Source organism: Comamonas sp. 7D-2 (assembly GCF_022749555.1).
In the GTDB taxonomy this organism is placed as follows: domain Bacteria; phylum Pseudomonadota; class Gammaproteobacteria; order Burkholderiales; family Burkholderiaceae_C; genus Comamonas; species Comamonas thiooxydans.
In genome coordinates this window covers 3,441,978-3,461,736 of sequence record NZ_CP094238.1, presented here as the reverse complement: position 1 = coordinate 3,461,736, position 19,759 = coordinate 3,441,978, and the positions used below count along the sequence as shown (strand labels likewise).

The 19,759-nt window shown below is 59.0% G+C and carries 9 protein-coding genes, 1 tRNA gene and 1 pseudogene; 4 read left to right on the top strand and 7 right to left on the bottom strand.

From position 1 onward, the window contains the following. Nucleotides 1-9 precede the first annotated feature (9 nt). From MPZ60_RS15965 to MPZ60_RS25260, 3 genes and pseudogenes are all read left to right on the top strand, one after another. The gene (locus MPZ60_RS15965) at nt 10-6,435 is read left to right on the top strand and encodes a DEAD/DEAH box helicase (RefSeq protein ID WP_034358542.1); all 6,426 of its coding nucleotides are present in this window, start codon (nt 10-12) and stop codon (nt 6,433-6,435) included. Then, entirely contained in the window at nt 6,432-8,504 is a 2,073-nt protein-coding gene (locus MPZ60_RS15960) for a UvrD-helicase domain-containing protein (RefSeq protein WP_034358540.1), read from the top strand. Before MPZ60_RS15965 ends, MPZ60_RS15960 begins: the two co-directional genes overlap by 4 nt. Before the next feature lie 118 nt (nt 8,505-8,622). Further along, nucleotides 8,623-8,732: pseudogene (locus MPZ60_RS25260) on the top strand (IS481 family transposase); the annotation flags it as partial. Between the two features lie 251 nt (nt 8,733-8,983). Here the strand turns inward: MPZ60_RS25260 and MPZ60_RS15955 are convergent. The 5 genes from MPZ60_RS15955 to prfB form a co-directional block, all read right to left on the bottom strand. Beyond that, nucleotides 8,984-9,059 (bottom strand) — tRNA-Thr (locus MPZ60_RS15955). 13 nt (nt 9,060-9,072) lie between these two features. Then, nucleotides 9,073-10,095 carry a class 1 fructose-bisphosphatase gene (locus MPZ60_RS15950; RefSeq protein ID WP_003061245.1) on the bottom strand — a complete coding sequence of 341 codons (1,023 nt, stop codon included), beginning with the start codon at nt 10,093-10,095 and terminating at the stop codon, nt 9,073-9,075. 65 nt (nt 10,096-10,160) lie between these two features. Beyond that, complete coding sequence (locus MPZ60_RS15945; RefSeq protein ID WP_242607052.1) at nt 10,161-11,141, bottom strand: hypothetical protein; 981 nt, start codon at nt 11,139-11,141, stop codon at nt 10,161-10,163. An 11-nt stretch (nt 11,142-11,152) separates the two neighbouring features. Further along, nucleotides 11,153-13,855 (bottom strand): aminopeptidase N, encoded by a 2,703-nt coding sequence (gene pepN, locus MPZ60_RS15940; RefSeq protein WP_034358536.1) that lies wholly within the window; start codon nt 13,853-13,855, stop codon nt 11,153-11,155. An 18-nt stretch (nt 13,856-13,873) separates the two neighbouring features. Beyond that, a protein-coding gene (gene prfB / locus MPZ60_RS15935; protein WP_100086375.1) for a peptide chain release factor 2 occupies nt 13,874-14,978 on the bottom strand; the annotation gives its coding sequence in 2 pieces (ribosomal slippage) (nt 13,874-14,896 and nt 14,898-14,978; 1,104 coding nt in all). 296 nt (nt 14,979-15,274) lie between these two features. Between prfB and MPZ60_RS15930 the strand changes: the two genes are divergently transcribed. Continuing rightward, nucleotides 15,275-17,053, top strand: coding sequence for a methyl-accepting chemotaxis protein (locus MPZ60_RS15930; RefSeq protein ID WP_034358533.1), 1,779 nt, complete (start codon nt 15,275-15,277; stop codon nt 17,051-17,053). A 258-nt stretch (nt 17,054-17,311) separates the two neighbouring features. Here MPZ60_RS15930 and MPZ60_RS15925 read toward each other — a convergent pair whose 3' ends face one another. Together MPZ60_RS15925 and MPZ60_RS15920 are read right to left on the bottom strand one after the other, a co-directional pair. Beyond that, on the bottom strand, nt 17,312-18,586 hold the full coding sequence (locus tag MPZ60_RS15925; RefSeq protein WP_034358531.1) for an acyl-CoA dehydrogenase family protein: 1,275 nt from the start codon (nt 18,584-18,586) through the stop codon (nt 17,312-17,314). A 52-nt stretch (nt 18,587-18,638) separates the two neighbouring features. Continuing rightward, nucleotides 18,639-19,724 (bottom strand): phosphotransferase, encoded by a 1,086-nt coding sequence (locus MPZ60_RS15920; RefSeq protein ID WP_034358529.1) that lies wholly within the window; start codon nt 19,722-19,724, stop codon nt 18,639-18,641. Nucleotides 19,725-19,759 lie beyond the last annotated feature (35 nt).

Here is a 19,759-nt window from a genome sequence, read left to right as displayed (position 1 = left end):
TTTGTAGCCATGCTCCCTTCCTTGCTCGCCCGTGACATCCAAACAGGGCTTAAACAATTCTTGGTATCAAGCTATGAGCCAGCCGATGCATTCATGCATGGGCTCATGCGTCGCTTTACGGACGATGAGGCCACGTGGCTCAAGGGCCCTTATGTACAAATGGGCCTGCCGTTCGCAGTGGGGACGGCCGGGCGGTCTTTTTTTCCGTCCTTTGAGACAGAGCACCCAGGCTATCTGCACCAAGAGATGGCTTGGCAGCGCCTCTCAAGCCAGCGCATGGCGGCAAGTACCTTGGTAGCCACGGGGACTGGCTCTGGTAAGACGGAGTGCTTTTTATTTCCGGTCTTAGACCACTGCGTGCGCAGCAAAAAAGCGGGTGAGAGCGGCATCAAAGCCTTGGTCATCTATCCCATGAATGCTCTTGCCACCGACCAAGCGCGACGTATTGCAGAGCTCATTGCCAAGGTGCCCGCGTTTGCTGGACTGCGTGTGGGCTTGTATGTGGGCGGTGCGGCAGGTGCACCTGGCACTGGCATGGTGATGACGCCAACCTCGGTGATTACCGACCGTGACACCTTGCGCAAGAACCCGCCAGACATCTTGCTGACCAACTACAAGATGCTGGATTACCTGATGCTGCGGCCCAAAGACCGCAAGCTGTGGGCGCACAACGGACCGACCACTTTGCGTTATGTGGTGGTGGATGAGCTGCACACATTTGATGGCGCACAAGGCACGGACTTGGCGCTGCTATTGCGCCGCTTGCGGGCGCGGTTAAAGACGCCAGAAGGACATCTGATTTGCGCGGGGACTTCGGCAACGCTGGGAGGCTCATCCGGCACCGCGCCGCTGCGTGAATATGCACGCCAGGTGTTTGGCGTGCCTTTTGCAGACGACGCGGTGGTAACGGAAAACCGCTTGTCTGTGGACGATTTTCTGGGCGATGCCATGGTGAGCTATATGTTCATGTGGACGCCCGCAGTAGATGCTGCCTTAGACCCAGAGCGCTACGCATCGCCTGAGCAGGCGGTGCAGGCGTGGTTTGAGGTGTTTTTCCCGAGTGAGCCGCAACCGGCCAGTTTGGAAGAGGTTTCCACACTGCCATGGCGCCAAGGGTTGGGCCGATATCTCAAGCAGCATCAGTTGTTTTTGAACTTGCTGCGCCTGATGAAAAGCGGTGTGGCGCGCTACGACGCGCTGGAGGATGCATTTGCGCGCAATATGCCTGCCGCCAGCCGTGCCCAGGTGGCTCGGGTACTGGATGCCTTGCTAGTGCTGGTGGCGTGGGCCTTGCGTGATGGCAAGCAGCCCTTGGTAACACTGCGTGTGCAACTGTGGGTGCGCGAGCTGCGCCGCATGGTGGGCAAGCTGGCCATCAACCCAGAAGATGTTTGCTTGCGCAGTGAGCGTGACTTACCTGCAGAGCGCGAAGGCGTTTACCTGCCCATGGTGCAGTGCAGCCAGTGCCGGACTACGGGCTGGATTTCGCGCATGGTGCCCGGTAGCAGCAAGCTGTCCACCAAGCTCGATGAGATTTACAACACGTGGTTTGCTAGCAGGCCCGAAGCGGCCAGGCTGTATGCGGCTAAAAGCGTAGGTAACAGGCCAGAGGTACAAGGCTTGCACCAATTTGCCTGTGTAGCCTGCGGCAATGTGCAAGCCGCTGACAAAGAGTGCTTGGCCTGTGGGCACCAGGAGTTGCTGCAAATATTTCAAGTAACGGCACAGCGCTCGCAAGTATCGGGCAATGTGCATTACACACGGCATGATGATACCTGCCCCTGCTGCGGAGAGCGCGGTGAATTGCTCTTGCTGGGTGCGCGTAATGCGACCTTGGGCTCGCAAGTGGTGGATGCAAGCTGGGCCAGCCGCTTTAACGATGACAAAAAGCTGATTGCGTTCTCTGACTCCGTGCAAGACGCAGCCCACCGCGCGGGATTTTTTGGGGCGCGTACATGGCAAAACAATGTGCGTACCGCATGGGCGCATGTGCTGGATGAGCTGGGCGCTGTCAGCATGACTTGGTCGCAGTTGCTGGAGCAGGCTGAGCAACGCTTTGCGCAAGAGGGGTCTGTACTGCACCGACCACCAGCGGAGTTCGTCGCCGAGTTTTTGGCGCCCAATATGGCGTGGCAGCACGATTGGTCGGTGGAGCTACTGGAAAAAGGTAGCTTGCCCGCGACCTCCCGCCTGCCGCAAAAGGTGCGCAAGCGCATGTTGTGGCAACTGTTTAGCGACCTAACCTACCAAAGCCAGCGTGGCCGCACGCTAGAGCGCATTGGCAAAGTGACTATGGCGGTGCCGCTGTCACGGCTGAGCGAAGTAGTAGATGACCTTTTGCCTGCGCTGCGCGAGAGCTTTGGCATGCAAGCGGTCGATAAGAGCTTGCTGTGCCAATGGCTTTGGGGGGCATTGACCCACATGCGCCGTCGCGGTGGCGTGATGCATGCGGATATGCAGGAGTATGCAGAGACCGCCAATGTATGGCGCTTGGTCAAAGGAGCCGGCCGTGCGGAGTGGATGCCAAAAATGGGCGAGTACACCGCCAAGCCAGTTTTGCTGACGCTGGGCCAACATAAGCATTTCGACAAGCTAGCAGGAAGCACCAAGCCAACTTGGTATGAGCGTTGGACTGAGGCAGTACTGAGCCAACAGGCACTGCTATCGAAAGGAATGGCGGCGGATTTGTGCCGAGCTGCCATCAAGGTGCTGGTGGAACATGGCGTGTTGTTGCGGACGATGAGCCAGCAGGGCGATACCTTGGCGTTAAACCCGGATGCCTTGGTAGTGAGCACGGACGTGGCTTTTCTGTCCACGTCCGCCAACAAACGCAAGTTGGCGGTAGCACGTGAGGATGCCGAGCAGTTGCTGGGCATGCCCTGCCTGAACGCTGTGGAGTACCGCTATGACCAGCTCATACCTGAGGCAGGGGATTGGTGGGTCAAGCGTTTTAGCCATGGGGACTTGCGCCGCGTGATTGCGGCTGAACACACGGGTTTGCTGGAACGCACAGCGCGTGAGGCCTTGGAGCTACGGTTTAAGGACAAAAATCCGCAACCTTGGTTTGAGAACTTGCTCTCAGCTACCCCCACACTGGAGATGGGTGTGGATATTGGGGACTTGTCTTCCGTGCTGCTGTGCTCGGTGCCTCCCAACCAAGCGGGCTTTTTGCAGCGCATTGGCCGTGCCGGCCGGCGCGATGGCAATGCCATGACCACCACTTTGGCCGATGGCAACAGCCCACACGACCTGTATTTCTTTGCTGAGACCGAGGAAATGATTGCCGGTGAAGTCGCCCCGCCCGGCGTCTTTTTGAAAGCTGCTGAAGTCTTGCGCAGGCAGTTGTTTGCCTTTTGCATGGATGACTGGGTATCCACTCTCAAAAATGACAGTGCACTTCCCGATAAAACCTCGCAAGCGCTGGACGCGATGGAGCAGACCAAGCAAGACCGCTTCCCATACATCTTCTGTGACCATGTGGTTGAACATGAGCAGTGTCTGTTTGATGGCTTTATGGCTTTGCTGGGGCAGGATGTGGATGCCGTAGTCCGCGACCGGTTGTGGGACTTTATGCAAGGCCAAGGCGACAGCGATGGCTTGCGCACCCGTTTGACCAAGACCTTGGAAGAGCTGGTGGAGGAGCGCAAAACCTACAAAAAACGCCAGAAGGAATTAGACGCCAGCAAAAAACAGTTGCAGCAAAAGCCACAAGACGAAGCCACCAAAGAAGAACTGGATGCGCTTTTGCGGGAGCGTGACAAGATGCTGGAGCTTATCAAGGAAATCAATGGTCGCGACTTGCTCAACACCTTGACCGATGCAGGCTTGATTCCCAACTACGCCTTCCCTGAGTCGGGCATTCAGCTGAAATCTGTGCTGTGGCGCAAACGTGGTGAGGACGAGCCTGGTCAAGGCAACTATGTGGCTCTTGCCACGCAAAAGTACGAGCGTCCTGCGCAGTCCGCCTTGTCAGAGTTTGCGCCAGAAAATCGTTTCTATGCGAACCAGCGCCGGGTGGAAATCGACCAAATCAATATGAGTTTGGCCGATACGGACGACTGGCGGTTTTGCCCCAGTTGCCACCACATGCAGAACCTGAGCATCGAGCCTGATGTACATGCGGTATGCCCGAACTGCGGTGATGCCATGTGGTCGGACGGTGGACAAAAGCGAACCCTTTTGCGCTTTAGACAAGCGATTGCCAACAGCAATGACACCGAGGTGCGTATTGATGACAGCGCAGAAGACCGCGAACCAAAGTACTACGTGCGCCAGCTGCTGGCGGACTTCAAGCCTGTCGATATCAAAGAGGCATGGCAGATACCCACAGGCGGGACGCCTTTTGGCTTTGAATTTATTGGCCGCGTCACGTTCAGGGATGTGAACTTTGGTGAGTTGGCCAAGTCAGGTGAGGCATTCAAGGTCGCTGATAAAGAAACACAGCGCCCCGGCTTTAAGCTGTGCAAGCATTGTGGCAAGGTGCAAAAAATTACCCGCAAAGCTACGCTGTCTGGGGAGCAAGACCATAGTTTCGACTGCGTGAAACACGGCAGCAATGAACCAAGCAATTTGCTCGATTGCCTGTACCTGTACCGTGAGTTTGAGTCTGAGGCACTGCGCATCTTGGTGCCCTATACGAAAAATGGCGTGGACGACACCGTGGTGCAGTCGTTTATGGCGGCTGTGCAATTGGGTCTGAAGCGTCGTTTTGGCGGAAAGGTCGACCACTTGCGCATGGTGTTGCAAGATGAGCCCGGCAAAGATGGTGGCCCGCGCAAGCACTATGTCATGTTGTATGACTCGGTACCAGGCGGGACAGGCTATTTGCACCAGTTGCTAGCTAAAGATGCAAAGACCTTAGCTGAAGTCTTGCACCTTGCGCTAGATGCGCTGCAAACCTGCAGCTGCAACGTTGACCTTGAAAAAGATGGCTGCTATCGCTGCCTCTACCAATACCGGCTTGGGCGCAATATGGAACTGGTTTCCCGAGATAGCGCCAAGGCGGTTCTCGCTGATTTGGTCGATTCTTTGCCTGCTTTGCAGCGGGTAGAAACCATCTCTGACATTTATATCAACCCGAATTTCGATTCCGTCTTAGAAGCGCGCTTTATTGAGAGCCTCAAAAAGATGGGTGGGGTGGCAGGCCTACCCACTGTGAAGCTCGTGCAAGACGTTGTCCATGGCAAGTCCGGCTATGTGCTGGAACTCAATGGCCAGCGTTATCGCATTGAACCTCAACGCCAATGCCACAGCGATGATGGGGTAGCTGTACCTAGTCTGCCAGACTTTGTAATTTGGCCATGGTCCACCAACTCGAAGCGCCGACCCATAGCGGTGTTCTGTGACGGCTGGAGTTATCACAAAGACAGCATCCGACAAGATGCTCTCAAACGCAGTGCTTTGGTGGCCAGTGGAATGTTTTGGGTGTGGTCTGTGACCCACCAAGATGTAGCCGCAGCCTTAGATAAGACTACAGATACTGATTTGGAAGCGCTGACGGTCGCGTTGAGTCGCCATGACGGCAGCAAAGCCCCCGTGACAGTGCCAAGAGCACAAGCCAAGGCATTCACCCAGCATGCAGTCGCCAAACTGCTGCAGTGGCTTGCCAGCCCTGAAGGCACTGCAAGTCAAGACGCGGCAGTGGATGCCCTGCAGCGCAATGCTTCTTGGTTGCAGTTTTTGATGGTCCCTTCTACACCTGTAGACAAAGAGGCTGCAACGCACCAGCGCGCACAGTGGCAAGAGTACTTGCCTATGCACCTCAAGGAGCCAGGCGCTGGGTTCGCCCCTGTCATGTCGAAGAAGTCAGGTGCCACGAGTGTTGTTGGGTGGTGGCCTATGCTTATCGCTAAGGGGTGGCCAGAGCAAGCAAACTGGACTGCACCTTGTGCCGTGCTGTTTGATGACACCTCAGCTGATGGTGAAGAGGCGCTACACCACGCATGGCGTATGTGGCTGCAAGCCTTTAACGCATTGCAGTTCATGCCAGGCACATGGCTGGTGGAGCGCGAAGGTTTGCTTGCACACGATTACGACGTACTCAGTGCCAGCTCCAAGTCTGCGCAGCCAGCTCAAGGTGCAACCCAGGCTGCACTCAATGGCATTTGGCAGGCCGTGATTGAGCAAGTAATGGAACCTATGGCTGCTGGCATTAAAGCCTTGGCACATGCAGGCGTGTCGCCACCCGAGGTAGGGCTAGAACTGGCTGACAGCAAAGGCCGTGCAGTGGCTGACTGTGAGCTGGCTTGGAGTGATGCCCAGTTTGTCATACTACGAGCAGACCAAGAAGACCTGCAAGAGCATTGGGTGGTCGATGGCTGGAAATGCTTGGTGCTCGATGAAGATATGGCTATGGCGCAAGGCAAGCCGTGGGAAGTCGTTGCTGCTGAATATTTAGGTATTGAAGTCAAATTGGATGAAGGAGTGGCTGCATGAGCCTCAAACCCAAAGTAGCCCTGTCACAAGATTTTTTGTTCCAACTTTCCAAGCTGCCAAAAAATGTGCATTCCAAGGTCATGCAATGGGCCATCAAGTTCCAGACAGACCCGAAAAGTCCAGGGATTAACTACGAAAACATTCTTGGTGCACGCGATAGCAATCTGAAGTCCGTACGTATAGATAGCGACTGGCGCGGTATTGTCTTCAAACCTAGCAGTGGTGATGTGTATGTGCTGCTCTATGTTGCACATCACGATGAGGCATATCGTTGGGCTGAGAACCGTAAGCTCGCAGTGAACCCTGTCACTGGTGCGATGCAAATGGTGTTGGTGCAAAGCACCGAGGAGACTATATCTGCAGCCGCCACGGCTGAACAGAACACACCGCCATTGTTTGAAGCGCTGCAAGACCGCGAGTTGCTAAGCCTTGGTGTGCCACAGGAGATGTTGGAAACAGTACGCACCATCGTTTCCGATACCCAACTAGATGCGTTACAGGTCAGATTGCCTGTAGAAGCCTATGAAGGCCTGTTCTTAGTCGCTGCAGGGGACACAGTGAGTCAAGTGCTCACTGCTCGAGAAACGCGAGTGGACCGCACCATCGATACGGAGAACTTTGCTGCAGCTTTAGACACTGCGGAGTCTCAGTCCCGTTTTGTGATTGTGGATGACGACGAAGCCATGCTGGCGATCATGAATGCGCCCTTGGCACAGTGGCGAGTCTTCCTGCATCCGACACAAAAGAAGCTCGCTGATGGTGACCGCAGTGGGGCAATGCGTGTATTGGGGGGGGCAGGTACTGGCAAAACGGTGCTAGCCATGCATCGTGCCAAGTGGTTGGCGGAGAACCGCACGCCAGAAAGTAAAAAGGTACTGTTCACCACATTCACCAAAAACCTTGCCAGTGATATCGAGCAGAACCTGCGCACCTTGTGCAACAAGTCAATACTCGAAAAAATTGAGGTCCGTAACTTTGATGCTTGGGTCCATGGATTCATGCGCAGTCACAAGCTAGAACACCGCATTGTTTATGACCGCAAGCAAGATGGTGCGTTACAGGCTTGGGAATCGGCGATGGCGGTGCGGGATACGACCCTAGATTTGTCCAAGGACTTCTACGAAAAAGAACTGGAGCAAGTCATTCTTGCCCAAGGTATCACCACACGCGATGAATACCGAGTTGCCCGTCGAATAGGGCGTGAAGGCATCTTGAGTCGAGCCAAGCGAGACGCTATCTGGCCTGTGTTTGAAGAGTATCGAGGTCAGCTCAGCTCACGCAAGCTCAAGGAAGTAGACGATGCTTACCGCGAAGTGGCTGCCATGCTTTCTTCCGGTGAGGCACAGCGCCCTGCGTACAGCGCTATCCTGATAGATGAGACACAGGACTTTGGCGAGCAAGCACTGAAGCTTCTACGAGCCATGATTGAGTACGGAGCCAATGACTTGTTCTTTGTAGGAGATGGTCACCAGCGCATCTACAGCCGCAATAAAGCGGCTATGAGTAAATGTGGCATTGATATCCGTGGTCGAGCACGCAAGCTGTACCTGAACTACCGCACAACAGATGAAATTCGCAAGCAGGCTGTGGCTTTGCTTGAAGGCTGCGATGTGGATGACCTGGATGGCGGCCAAGATGAGACTCTGCGATATAAATCCCTGTCTCACGGGCCAGTACCAAGTGTTTATCAGGTTGAAGGTTTAGAGGCAGCCGCAGCGCAAGCCATTACTTTCCTCAAAAATGGACAGCAGGCGCAAGGTGAGCAAGATGCATGGTCTGTGTGCGTGATAGCACCCTCGGAAAAAATCCGTGAGACGCTTGCTCAACAGGTCACGACAGCAGGTTTTTCATGTGTGACCATTACTGCGCAGACGAACCATGCTGATAGCCGAGGTGTTGTGCATTTCGCGACGATGCACCGCGCCAAGGGCTTGGAGTTTGACTCCGTTGTAGTTGTGGTACCGGAGACTTATCTAGGGGACCCAGAGAAGACTACTAATCAACGCAAGCTGATTTACGTTGCATTAACGCGAGCAAAGCGTACTGCTGCATTGATTCGTTTGGCATAAGTTGTAGAAGTTCAGTCTTGATCTGACAGTGGGCCTTGCCAACAGGTGAGGTTTCCCGTTTTGATAAGGGTACGAATCTTTATCAATCCGGGCGTGAAAGCGCCCAGCGGAGAACCTCATTGAGACAGCGCATCTTGGCATCTAGGCAACCAGGACACCTTCTATGTGCGCGCGATAAAGGGCGTGAGCCGCATCTACCCGCAGACCTTTGTTGACACCTATTCCAAGTAGGCGGCAGCCAAGCTGTGACAGTAAGGAAACACTGAAGCCCGCATGAAATAAGGCTGTGACACGGGTGACACGGGTGACACCTGGGACACCACAAAACAACAAGAACCTAAATGAAACGGGGGAAAGGTAGCGCCAGCAACAGGCCAAAACGCGCAAAACTATGTACCGCTGGATGCATAGGGGATGCATGACCCGAAAAAGAAGAAAGCCCGCTATCTTTTAAATAGCGGGCTTTTTTTTTACTGACTTGGTGCCGGAGACATGAATCGAACACGCGACCTTCTCATTACGAATGAGCTGCTCTACCGACTGAGCTACACCGGCGATAAGCTATAAATTATAGCGCTTTTTCATCGGCTTCGAGGTGGTAGCTGGTCACGCGTTCCACTTCGTTCTTGGAGCCGAGGACGACGCTCACGCGCTCGTGCAACTGCGTTGGCTGGATGTCCAGGATGCGCTGGCGGCCGTTGGTGGCCATGCCACCGGCCTGCTCGACAAGCCAGCTCATGGGATTGGCTTCGTACATCAGGCGCAGCTTGCCGGCCTTTTGCGGTTCGCGCTTGTCCCAGGGGTACATGAAGATGCCGCCGCGGCACAGAATGCGGTGGACGTCAGCCACCATGGCAGCAACCCAGCGCATGTTGAAATTCTTGCCGCGTGGGCCGTCTGCACCAGCCAGGCATTCGTCCACGTAGCGCTTCACAGGGGCATCCCAGTGGCGCATATTGGACATGTTGATGGCGAATTCCTTGGTGTCTTCGGGGATCTTGACGTTTTCCTCGATGAGCACGAACGAACCTTGCTCGCGGTCCAGCGTGAACATGGAGACACCGTCGCCCACGGTCAGCACCAGTGTGGTCTGGGGACCGTAGATGCAGTAGCCGGCAGCCACCTGCTGGGTGCCGGGCTGCATGAAGTCGCTGTCGTGCACGCCAGGGTGGCCTTCAGGCTTCTTGAGCACGCTGAAGATGGTGCCGATGGACATGTTGATGTCGATATTGGACGAGCCGTCCAGGGGGTCGAACATCAGCAGGTATTCGCCCTGAGGGTAGCGGTTGGGCACCACATAGATGCCTTCCATTTCCTCCGATGCCATCGCGGCCAGGTGGCCGCCCCACTCATTGGCTTCGATCAGGGTCTCGTTGGCGATGATGTCCAGCTTTTTCTGCACTTCGCCCTGCACGTTTTCACTGCCGGCCGTACCCATGACGTCGCCGAGCTCACCTTTGTTCACGGCAAAGCTGATGCGCTTGCAGGCGCGGGCCACCACTTCCAGCAGCAGGCGCAACTGGCCGGGGATGAGCCCGTCCACACGTTGTTGCTCGACCAGATAGCGGGTCAGGCTGATGTTTTTCTTCATGCTTCAACTCCTTGATATTCGATGCAAATCTGAAATGGACAGAAAACAGGGCAGGGCATCTGCTGTCATGGACGATGCCCCGCAGTGCGCTGCTCCAGTTCCACCAGCAGCTCCTTGACGCGGGTTTGCTGCTTGCTGTCTTTCTGGTTCAGCGCGTATTGTTCATAGCGGGCCAGCCATTGGCGGGCCTGCGGTTCTTGCTTTTGCTCATGGGCAAGGACCATGAGCTGGAAATAGCTGTCGTAGACGGTGGCATGGTCTTGCGCCGCCTGCGCAATCTGCAGACGCTCCTGAAGATAGATGGCAGCCTGCTTCAGATCGCCCAGCTCATAGCAATTTTGCGCAATATTGGTGAGTACACCGCGTATTTGCTGCAGCTTGCCCATGGCTTTGAGGCGTTCACGCGCGACAGGAAGCAGTCGCTCGTTGGCTTGCCTGGCCGCGCGAAACTGCCCCAGTTCATGCAGCAGATAGCCTTCGTCCTCATAGACGCCGAGAATCTGCATCTGGCTCGGAAAATCCAGAGCCCGTGCAGGCCTCACGCTCTCGTCCCAGCGCATTTCGGCGGGCAGCCCGGCAATCTGCGGCAGCGGGTATTGAGCCTGAAAGGCTTTGACCTGCTTGAGCGCCGCTGCGTGATGCCCGGCATCTGCCAGCCAGCGGATGCTTGAGTAGCGCAGGAAAAAATGAGCGTATGACAGCTCAGGGTCCTGAGTGCCGGACAAAGCCGTCAGTGCCGTCTGCGCTGCTTCGGCTGCCTCTTTGGGCATGCCGCGGCGCGCATAGACGCTGGCCTGTGTGTAGTAGAGCCGGAAGATATCGCGTGCAGCGAACCCCGGCTTTTTCAACAGCGGCTCCAGCGCCTGCAGATCGGCACTCATGGCTCGCCCGCTGAAGCTGCCGCCTTCGCTGAAGACAGTTGCATAGAGGGGCGCAAAACGGGCTTCGAATCCCGCATCAGGCTTTGCTGCCTGAGTGCTCAGCGACATGCTCGCCGCAGCGACGGCAAGGGCCTTCATGCCCCGAGCCGCGTGTCGAGCAAGCATGTTCAGACCCATCAGTCCGCCAGCGCGCGGGTGATGACCTCGCGCACGTCGTTGGACAGATCGGGCTTGGCAGCCACACGGGCGATGGCTTCGCGGGCCGCAGAGCGGTAAGGCTCGGCCAGCTTCTTCCAGCGGTCCATCACCCGGGCCAGGCGGGAGGCCACCTGGGGGTTGATGCCGTCGATCTCGATCACGCGATCGGCCCAGAACACATAGCCCGCCGCATCGGCGCGGTGGAAGGCGCCGGCATTGTTGCAGTAGCTGAAGATCAGGCTGCGTGCGCGGTTGGGGTTCTTGATCTGGAAGTCGGCATGCTTCATCAGCGCCTTGACGGCCGGAAGCACATCGCCGCCGCGATCGCTGGCTGCACCTTGCAGGGCAAACCATTTGTCCAGGACCAGTGCATCCTGCTTGAACAGCGCGTGAAAGCGCTGCAGCGCCTGCTCGGCCAGCGGGCTAGCACTGTAAACCAGGGCGGAGAGGGCCGCCATGCGGTCCGTCATATTGCCGGCATCCTTGCAGCGCTGGTAGGCCTTGCCGGGCCAGACCGTGTCGCCGGTGCGGGCTGCCTGCAGGCACAGCATGGACAGGGCGCGGCCCGCCAGCGCACGGCGACCGGCGCTGACATGGTCGGGGCGGTAGGCACCGGTGTCGCGGTTGGCCTCCCAGGTGGTTTCCCACTCGGGCTGCAGGGCACTCGCGAGCTGCAAGATCATGGCTTCGCGCACGGCATGCACGCGCTGGGGATCGACTTCGGCCAGTTGCTCGGCGATATAGCTCTCGGACGGCAGCGTGAGCACCAGGTCCTTGAACGCCGCGTCCAGCTTGTCGTCGCGCAGCACGCGGCGCATGGCTTCGATAAAGGCTTCAGGCAGGATCTCGGCACTGGCGTCGCCGCTGGCCGCGATGGCCTTGAGGGCATAGCGCAGGCCCAGGCGCTGGCTGGCTTCCCATTGGTTGAACGGGTCGCTGTCATGGGCCAGCAGGGTCAGCAGATCGGCATCGCTGAATTCATGTTCCAGCACCACGGGGGCACTGAAGCTGCGCAGCAGCGAGGGCACGGGGGCTTCGCTCACATTGCTGAAGACAAAGCGCTGTTCGGCTTCGGTCAGCACCAGCATGCGGCTGGCGACTGCCTGGGCCGCATCTTCGCCTGGCAATTGCAGGGCGATGGGCTGGCCGCTGGCCGTGAGCAGACCCATTTGCACGGGAATGACGAACGGCAGTTTCTCGGCCTGACCCACGGTGGGCGCACAGCTTTGCGACAGCGTCAGCGTATAGGTCCGGGCGTCTGCATCATACTGGCCCACGGCCTTGAGCACGGGCGTGCCGGCCTGGCTGTACCAGCGGCGGAACTGCTGCAGATGCTGGGCCAGGGGAGAGCCGGGGTTGGCGTCGGCGATGGCCTGCGAGAAGTCGTCGCAGGTCACGGCCTGGCCGTCATGGCGCTCGAAGTACAGCTTCATGCCCCTGGCAAAGCCTTCGCGGCCGACCAGGTTGTGCTGCATGCGCACGACTTCCGCACCTTTTTCGTAGATCGTGACCGTGTAGAAGTTGTTGATCTCGATATAGCTGTCGGGGCGCACGGGGTGGGCCATGGGGCCTGCATCTTCGGGGAACTGCACGGTGCGCAGCACGCGTACATCGTCGATGCGCTTGACGGCACGTGCCGAGGCCGTGCCCGCCATGTCCATGCTGAACTCCTGATCGCGGAAGACCGTCAGGCCTTCCTTGAGGCTCAGCTGGAACCAGTCGCGGCAGGTGACGCGGTCACCCGTCCAGTTATGGAAGTATTCGTGACCGACGACGGATTCGATATTGGCGTAATCGGTGTCGGTGGCCGTGGCCTGGCTGGCCAGAACATACTTGGTGTTGAAGATGTTCAGGCCCTTGTTCTCCATGGCGCCCATGTTGAAGTCGCTGGTGGCGACGATCATGAAGCGGTCCAGATCCAGGCTCAGGCCAAAGCGCGCCTCGTCCCATGCCACGGAGTGCATGAGGGAGTTCATGGCGTGCTCGGTCTTTTCGAGGTCGCCGGGGCGCACATAGACCTGCAGCAGGTGATCGCGGCCGGCACGGCTCTTGATCTTCTGCTCGCGGGCCACCAGATTGCCGGCCACCAGCGCAAACAGATAGCTGGGCTTTTTATGCGGATCGACCCACTTGGCAAAGTGGCGACCGTCCTCCAGGTCGCCGGACTCCACCAGATTGCCGTTGGACAGCAGCACCGGGTACTGGGCCTTGCTGGCGCGCAGCGTGACGGTGTACATGGCCATCACGTCGGGGCGGTCCAGGAAGTAGGTGATGCGGCGGAAACCTTCTGCCTCGCACTGCGTGAAGAACGTGTCCTCGCTCACATACAAGCCCATGAGCTTGGTGTTCTTGATGGGGGCGCAGGTGGTGAAGATCTCCAGCTCCACGGGCTCGTTGCCCTCGGGCAGGTTCTCCAGCACCAGCTGGTCGCCATCCATCTTGAAGGAGGTACCACCGCCGTTGACCATCACCCGCGCCAGATTCAGCTCGTCGCCGTCCAGGCGCAGTGCCTGTGCCGGCACTTCGGGGTTGCGGCGTACGCGCATCTTGCTGAGCACGCGCGTCTTGGCCGGGTCCAGGTCAAAAGTCAGGTCCACCGTGTCGATCCACCAGGCCGGGGCCTCGTAGTCGGCACGGTAAATCGCGGTGGCCGGGGCTTGCCCGTCACGCAGTTGCAGCATATCGATTCCTTTCTAGGATCAGAGGCCTTGCTTGAGCGAGGCTTCGATAAACACATCCAGGTCGCCGTCCAGCACCTTCTGGGTGGCCGAGACTTCAACGTTGGTGCGCAAGTCCTTGATGCGGCTGTTGTCCAGCACATAGGAGCGGATCTGGTGACCCCAGCCCACATCGGTCTTGGTGTCCTCGAGCTTTTGCTGCTCTTCCATGCGCTTGCGCATCTCGAAGTCGTACAGCCTGGAGCGCAGGCGCTGCCATGCCACGTCACGGTTGCTGTGCTGCGAGCGGCCGTCCTGGCACTGCACCACGATGCCCGTGGGGATGTGGGTCAGGCGCACGGCCGAATCGGTCTTGTTGATGTGCTGACCGCCGGCGCCCGAGGCGCGGTAGGTGTCGGTGCGCACATCCGACGGATTGATGTTGATCTCGATGGAGTCATCGATCTCGGGGTAGACGAACAGCGAGGAAAAGCTGGTGTGACGGCCGCCCGAGCTGTCGAAGGGCGACTTGCGCACCAGACGGTGCACGCCGGTTTCGGTGCGCAGCAGGCCGTAGGCATACTCGCCTTCGACCTTGATGGTGGCACTCTTGATGCCGGCTACGTCGCCCGGAGTCTCTTCTTCGACCGTGGCCTTGAAACCCTTGCGTTCGGCGTACTTCAGGTACTGGCGCAGCAGCATGCTGGCCCAGTCGCAGGCTTCGGTGCCGCCGGCGCCGGCCTGGATGTCGATGAAGCAGTTGAGCGGATCGGCTTCGCCACCGAACATGCGGCGGAACTCGAGTTCCTCGATCAGCGGCTTGAGCTTGGCGGTTTCGGCTTCGATGGTTTCAAGGCCGGCATCATCGCCTTCTTCCTTGCTCATCTCGAACAGCTCGGAATTGTCGGCCAGCTCGGTGGTGAGCTTCTCCAGGGTCAGCACGACGGAGTCGAGCGACTTCTTTTCCTTGCCCAGTTCCTGTGCCTTCTTGGGGTCGTTCCAGACGGCAGGGTCTTCCAGCGAGGCGTTTACCGTGCGCAGGCGTTCGTACTTGGCATCGTAGTCAAAGATACCTCCGGAGATCTGCCGTGCGCTCGGCCAGATCTTGGAGGGTGTTGCCGATAGAGTTGACGCGTTCTGCTTCCATGGTGAATCCGTTGTTCTTGCTGATAAATAAGGGCTGATTTTCTCATGCCGGACGGCTGTAAGGATGCAATGGCCTTCGACAGGGGTTTTGAGTGCTTCATCGGGGTGTCTTTTTGAGCCCCGCTATGCCCCTGATACCACCATCGGTTTTATTCATGGATGCCGTTACTCGAAGTAACAAATACTGAATAGAATTCGCAGGCACGCGCAGTGTGTACGCGCTTTTCAGGCAGTTTCCCCTATTCCCCATCTCGCAGGTGCCAGACCTTGCAGGTCGCCCAGGCGCCCAATTCCCCCATGAACTTCTTTCGCAACCTCAAGCTGGCCAACAAGCTGCTGGTGTCTTTTGTGCTGATCCTGCTGATCAGTGCGGTATCGGGCCTGTACGGCCTGGTCCAGATGGAGCGTGTCAATGCCACGGCCACCGATCTGGCGCGCCAGTGGCTGCCGGCGGCCCGCAACCTGCAGGACATGCGTTATCAGCTTCAGCGCTATCGCTCGCAGACCATGCAGCATGTGATGGCGCAGTCGTCCGAGGAAATGGCGGTCTATGACAAGAGCATGCCCAAGCTCTGGGACGAGCTGGTCCAGAACCAGCAGTCGTATGCCAAGTACGTGAGAACCGACAAGGAGCGAGCCCTGCTGGCCGAAATCGGCGAGGAGCTCAAGGCCTATGCCGTGCAGACGGCCAAGGTGGTGGATCTGTCGCATCAGCTGCTCAACGATGAGGCCAGCGAAATCTTGCGCGGCGAGTCGCTCAAGATCAGCCGCGGCATCAATACACGTCTGGATGCTCTCAGCGAGATCAACCATCAGGCGACCGAGGAAACCAATCAGGCCGGCGACGACCTGTATGCAGCTGCCCGCTGGTGGGTGATGGCGCTGCTGCTGGGCTCCATCGTCATCGGCGTGGCGCTGGCGGTGCTGATCGCACGCTCCATCTCGCGTCCTTTGCAGTCGGCCGTTCAGCTGGCCCAGTCCGTGGCTGCGGGCGATCTGAGCGCCAGCATCACTGTGCAAAGCCGCGATGAAGTGGGCCAGCTGCTGCAGGCGCTCAAGGACATGAATACAAGCCTGCAGCGTATCGTGGGTCAGGTGCGCCAGGGCACGGACTCGATTGCCTCGGCCAGCAGCCAGATTGCCAGCGGCAACCAGGATCTGTCCTCGCGCACCGAAGAGCAGGCCAGCTCGCTGGAGCAGACGGCGGCCTCGATGGAAGAGCTGACCGCCACCGTGCAGCAGAACGCCGGCAATGCCCAGCAGGCCAATCAGATGGCGTCTGCCGCATCGCAGGTGGCCGTGCGCGGCGGTGCCACCGTGGCCCAGGTGGTGCAGACCATGTCGGCCATCAACGAGTCCTCGCGCAAGATCGTGGACATCATCGGCGTGATCGACTCCATTGCCTTCCAGACCAATATCCTGGCGCTGAACGCGGCGGTGGAAGCGGCCCGTGCGGGTGACCAGGGCCGTGGCTTTGCCGTGGTGGCCTCCGAAGTGCGCACCCTGGCCCAGCGCTCGGCCGAGGCGGCCAAGCAGATCAAGCAGCTGATCGACGACTCCGTGAGCAAGGTGCAGGAAGGCAGCACCCAGGTCGACGAGGCCGGCAGGACCATGGATGAGATCGTGATGAGCGTGCGCCGTGTCACCGACATCATGGGCGAGATCTCGGTGGCCAGCCACCAGCAGACCTCGGGCATCGAGCAGGTCACCCAGGCTGTGACGCAGATGGATCAGATGACCCAGCAGAACGCTGCCCTGGTGGAGGAGGCCGCAGCCGCGACCGACGCGCTGCGCAGCCAGGCCGCCGCGCTGGCCGAGACGGTGAGCTTCTTCAAGCTCGGCGCCCAGTCCGGTCTGCAAGCCACGCCAGCCCTGGCGCCTGCGGCGCTCAAGTCCGCGCCTGCCAGGGCTGCGATCAAGGCTGCGGCCCCGCTCAAGGCACCGTCGCCTGCGCTCAAGCGCCCGGCGATGTCGGCGGGGAGCAAGCCGCCGGTCCTGAGCCCCGCGAAAAGCGCAGCAGCGCCCCAGCCGCAAAAGGCAGCAACGGCAGACGATGGCGAGTGGGAGAGCTTCTAGGCCCGGTACGGGCGTGCGGTGCCGGGCCTGGTGCCGCTAGCTATGTTGCTATTGATTAAGAAGCTTTTATCGTATGTATTCATTGAATTTCAATATGTTTTGTATCTGAAGTCCTTTGATATAAGACGGTATAAGCTTCTTTGTTGATAGCGAGTAACAAGCCTGCCTTCGAAACAAAAACACCCCGCAGCCGTGGCTGACGGGGTGTTTTTGTTTCCGGGGAGCAGGAGCGGCGTGATCCGCTCCTGCCGCCTCGCATCAGCCGCCGCGCGTGATGGGCACTTCGGCGTTCTTGCCGTAGCTGCCGTATTTGCCCAGCTCCCATTTGGCGATCGCGTTGCGGTGCACCTCGTCGGGGCCGTCGGCAAAGCGCAGTGTGCGTGCTGCGGCATAGGCATAGGCCAGCGGGAAGTCGTCGCACATGCCGCCGCCGCCGTGGACCTGCATGGCCCAGTCTATGACCTGGCAGGCCATGCTGGGTGCGACGACCTTGATCATGGCGATCTCGGTCCTTGCCACCTTGTTGCCGGCCACATCCATCAGCCAGGCGGCCTTGAGCGTGAGCAGGCGCGCCATGTCGATCTTGCAGCGCGCTTCGGCAATGCGCTCCTGCGTCACGGTCTGCTGGGCCACGCTCTTGCCGAAGGCCACGCGGCTGCTGGCGCGCTTGCACATCAGTTCCAGCGCACGCTCGGCCAGGCCGATCAGTCGCATGCAGTGGTGAATGCGGCCCGGGCCAAGGCGGCCCTGGGCGATCTCGAAGCCGCGCCCTTCGCCCAGCAGAATATTGCCGACGGGAACGCGCACGTTCTCGAAATACATCTCCATATGACCGTGGGGCGCATCGTCATAGCCCATCACGTTCAGCGGGCGCTCGATGCGGATACCCTTGGCATCGGCCGGGATGATGATCATGCTCTGCTGCGAATGCTTGGCCGCTTCTGGGTCGGTCTTACCCATGGTGATGAAGACCTGGCAGCGAGGATCGCCGGCACCCGAGATCCACCACTTGTGGCCGTTGATCACGTATTCGTCGCCCTGGCGCTCGATGCGCGTGCAGATATTGGTGGCGTCGGAGGAGGCGACTTCGGGCTCTGTCATGGCGAAGGCCGAGCGGATCTTGCCTTCCAGCAAGGGCTTGAGCCAGCGCTCCTTGAGCTCGGCACTGCCGTAGCGGGCAATGGTCTCCATATTGCCGGTGTCCGGCGCGGAGCAGTTGAAGACTTCGGAAGCCCATGGCACACGGCCCATGATTTCGGCCAGTGGAGCGTATTCCTGATTGGTCAGGCCCGCGCCGTGGTAGCCCGAGGCTTCGGCGCTGTCCACGGGCAGAAACAGATTCCACAGACCCGCGGCCTGGGCCTTGGGCTTGAGCTTTTCAATGGTTTGCAGCGGCGTCCAGCGCTTGCCGGCGGCCGTGTTGGCCTGCATCTCCTCGGCATACTCCTTTTCCGCCGGGTAGATGTGTTCGTCCATGAACTTGAGCAGGCGTTGCTGCAAGTCCTTGGTTTTGGGCGAGTAGTCGAAGTCCATGAGTGCTCCTTTTGTTGTGGGACGGTCAAGTTGCGTGGTGGTGGATAAAAAGTCAGGCGCGCTGAGCGAAGGACCAGGCCAGCTCCGCCATGGGGCGGGCGGTGTCGCCCGAGGCCTTGGCCTGGGCGCTGGAGGCCGTGCCGGCCTCGACACGTTTGGCAATGCCTTGCAGGATGGCCGCGATGCGGAACATGTTGTAGGCCAGGTAGAAGTTCCAGTCGCGCTGCAGCGTGGCCACATCGGCAATGCCGGTGCGCTGGCAGTAGCGCTGGATGTAATCGTGCTCGGCAGGGATGCCCAGGCCTGCGATGTCCAGCCCCGCGATGCCGCGGCCCAGCTCGGCCGGTATATGCCAGCTCATGCAGTGGTAGCTGAAGTCGGCCAGCGGATGCCCCAGCGTGGACAGCTCCCAGTCCAGCACGGCAATCACGCGCGGCTCGGTGGGGTGGAACATCAGGTTGTCCAGGCGGTAGTCGCCATGCACGATGGAGACGCGGCCTTCGTCGCGCGCACTGGCCGGCATATGGGCGGGCAGCCACTCCATCAGCCGGTCCATCTCGGGGATCGGCTGGGTGACGGAGGCCACATACTGCTTGCTCCAGCGACCGATCTGGCGCTCGAAGTAATTGCCGCTCTTGCCGTAGTCTGCCAGGCCGCGCTCGGCAAACTTCACGCTGTGCAGGGCTGCGATCACGCGGTTCATCTCGTCGTAGATCTCGGCGCGTTGCGCAGGCGTCATGCCGGGCAGGGACTGGTCCCAGAGCACGCGACCCTCCATGAACTCCATGATGTAGAAGGCGCGGCCGATGACGGATTCATCCTCGCATAGCGCATACATATGCGGCACGGGCACATCGGTGCCGGCCAGGCCCTTCATCACGCGGTATTCGCGCTCGATCGCATGGGCCGAAGGCAGCAGCTTGGCCACGGGACCGGGCTTGGCGCGCATCACATAGCTTTTGCCGGGCGTGATCAGCTTGTAGGTGGGGTTGGACTGGCCGCCCTTGAACATTTCCACCTGCAGCGGGCCCTCAAAGCCCTGGACATGCCGGCTCATCCAGTCGGTCATGGCATTGGTATCAAACGCATGCTGATCGGAAACCGCGCGGGTGCCGACGAAATGCTCATAAGTGCTCATGCTGTCTCAGTCCTTTGTTCGATTTGTGATGGGCA

Coding starts and splice junctions, on each gene's coding strand:
- MPZ60_RS15925 (WP_034358531.1), bottom strand. CDS start 18,586: ATGGACTTCGACTACTCGCCCAAAACCAAGGACTTGCAGCAACGCCTG.
- MPZ60_RS15930 (WP_034358533.1), top strand. CDS start 15,275: ATGAACTTCTTTCGCAACCTCAAGCTGGCCAACAAGCTGCTGGTGTCT.
- MPZ60_RS15920 (WP_034358529.1), bottom strand. CDS start 19,724: ATGAGCACTTATGAGCATTTCGTCGGCACCCGCGCGGTTTCCGATCAG.
- MPZ60_RS15960 (WP_034358540.1), top strand. CDS start 6,432: ATGAGCCTCAAACCCAAAGTAGCCCTGTCACAAGATTTTTTGTTCCAA.
- MPZ60_RS15965 (WP_034358542.1), top strand. CDS start 10: ATGCTCCCTTCCTTGCTCGCCCGTGACATCCAAACAGGGCTTAAACAA.
- MPZ60_RS15950 (WP_003061245.1), bottom strand. CDS start 10,095: ATGAAGAAAAACATCAGCCTGACCCGCTATCTGGTCGAGCAACAACGT.
- MPZ60_RS15945 (WP_242607052.1), bottom strand. CDS start 11,141: ATGCTTGCTCGACACGCGGCTCGGGGCATGAAGGCCCTTGCCGTCGCT.
- pepN (WP_034358536.1), bottom strand. CDS start 13,855: ATGCTGCAACTGCGTGACGGGCAAGCCCCGGCCACCGCGATTTACCGT.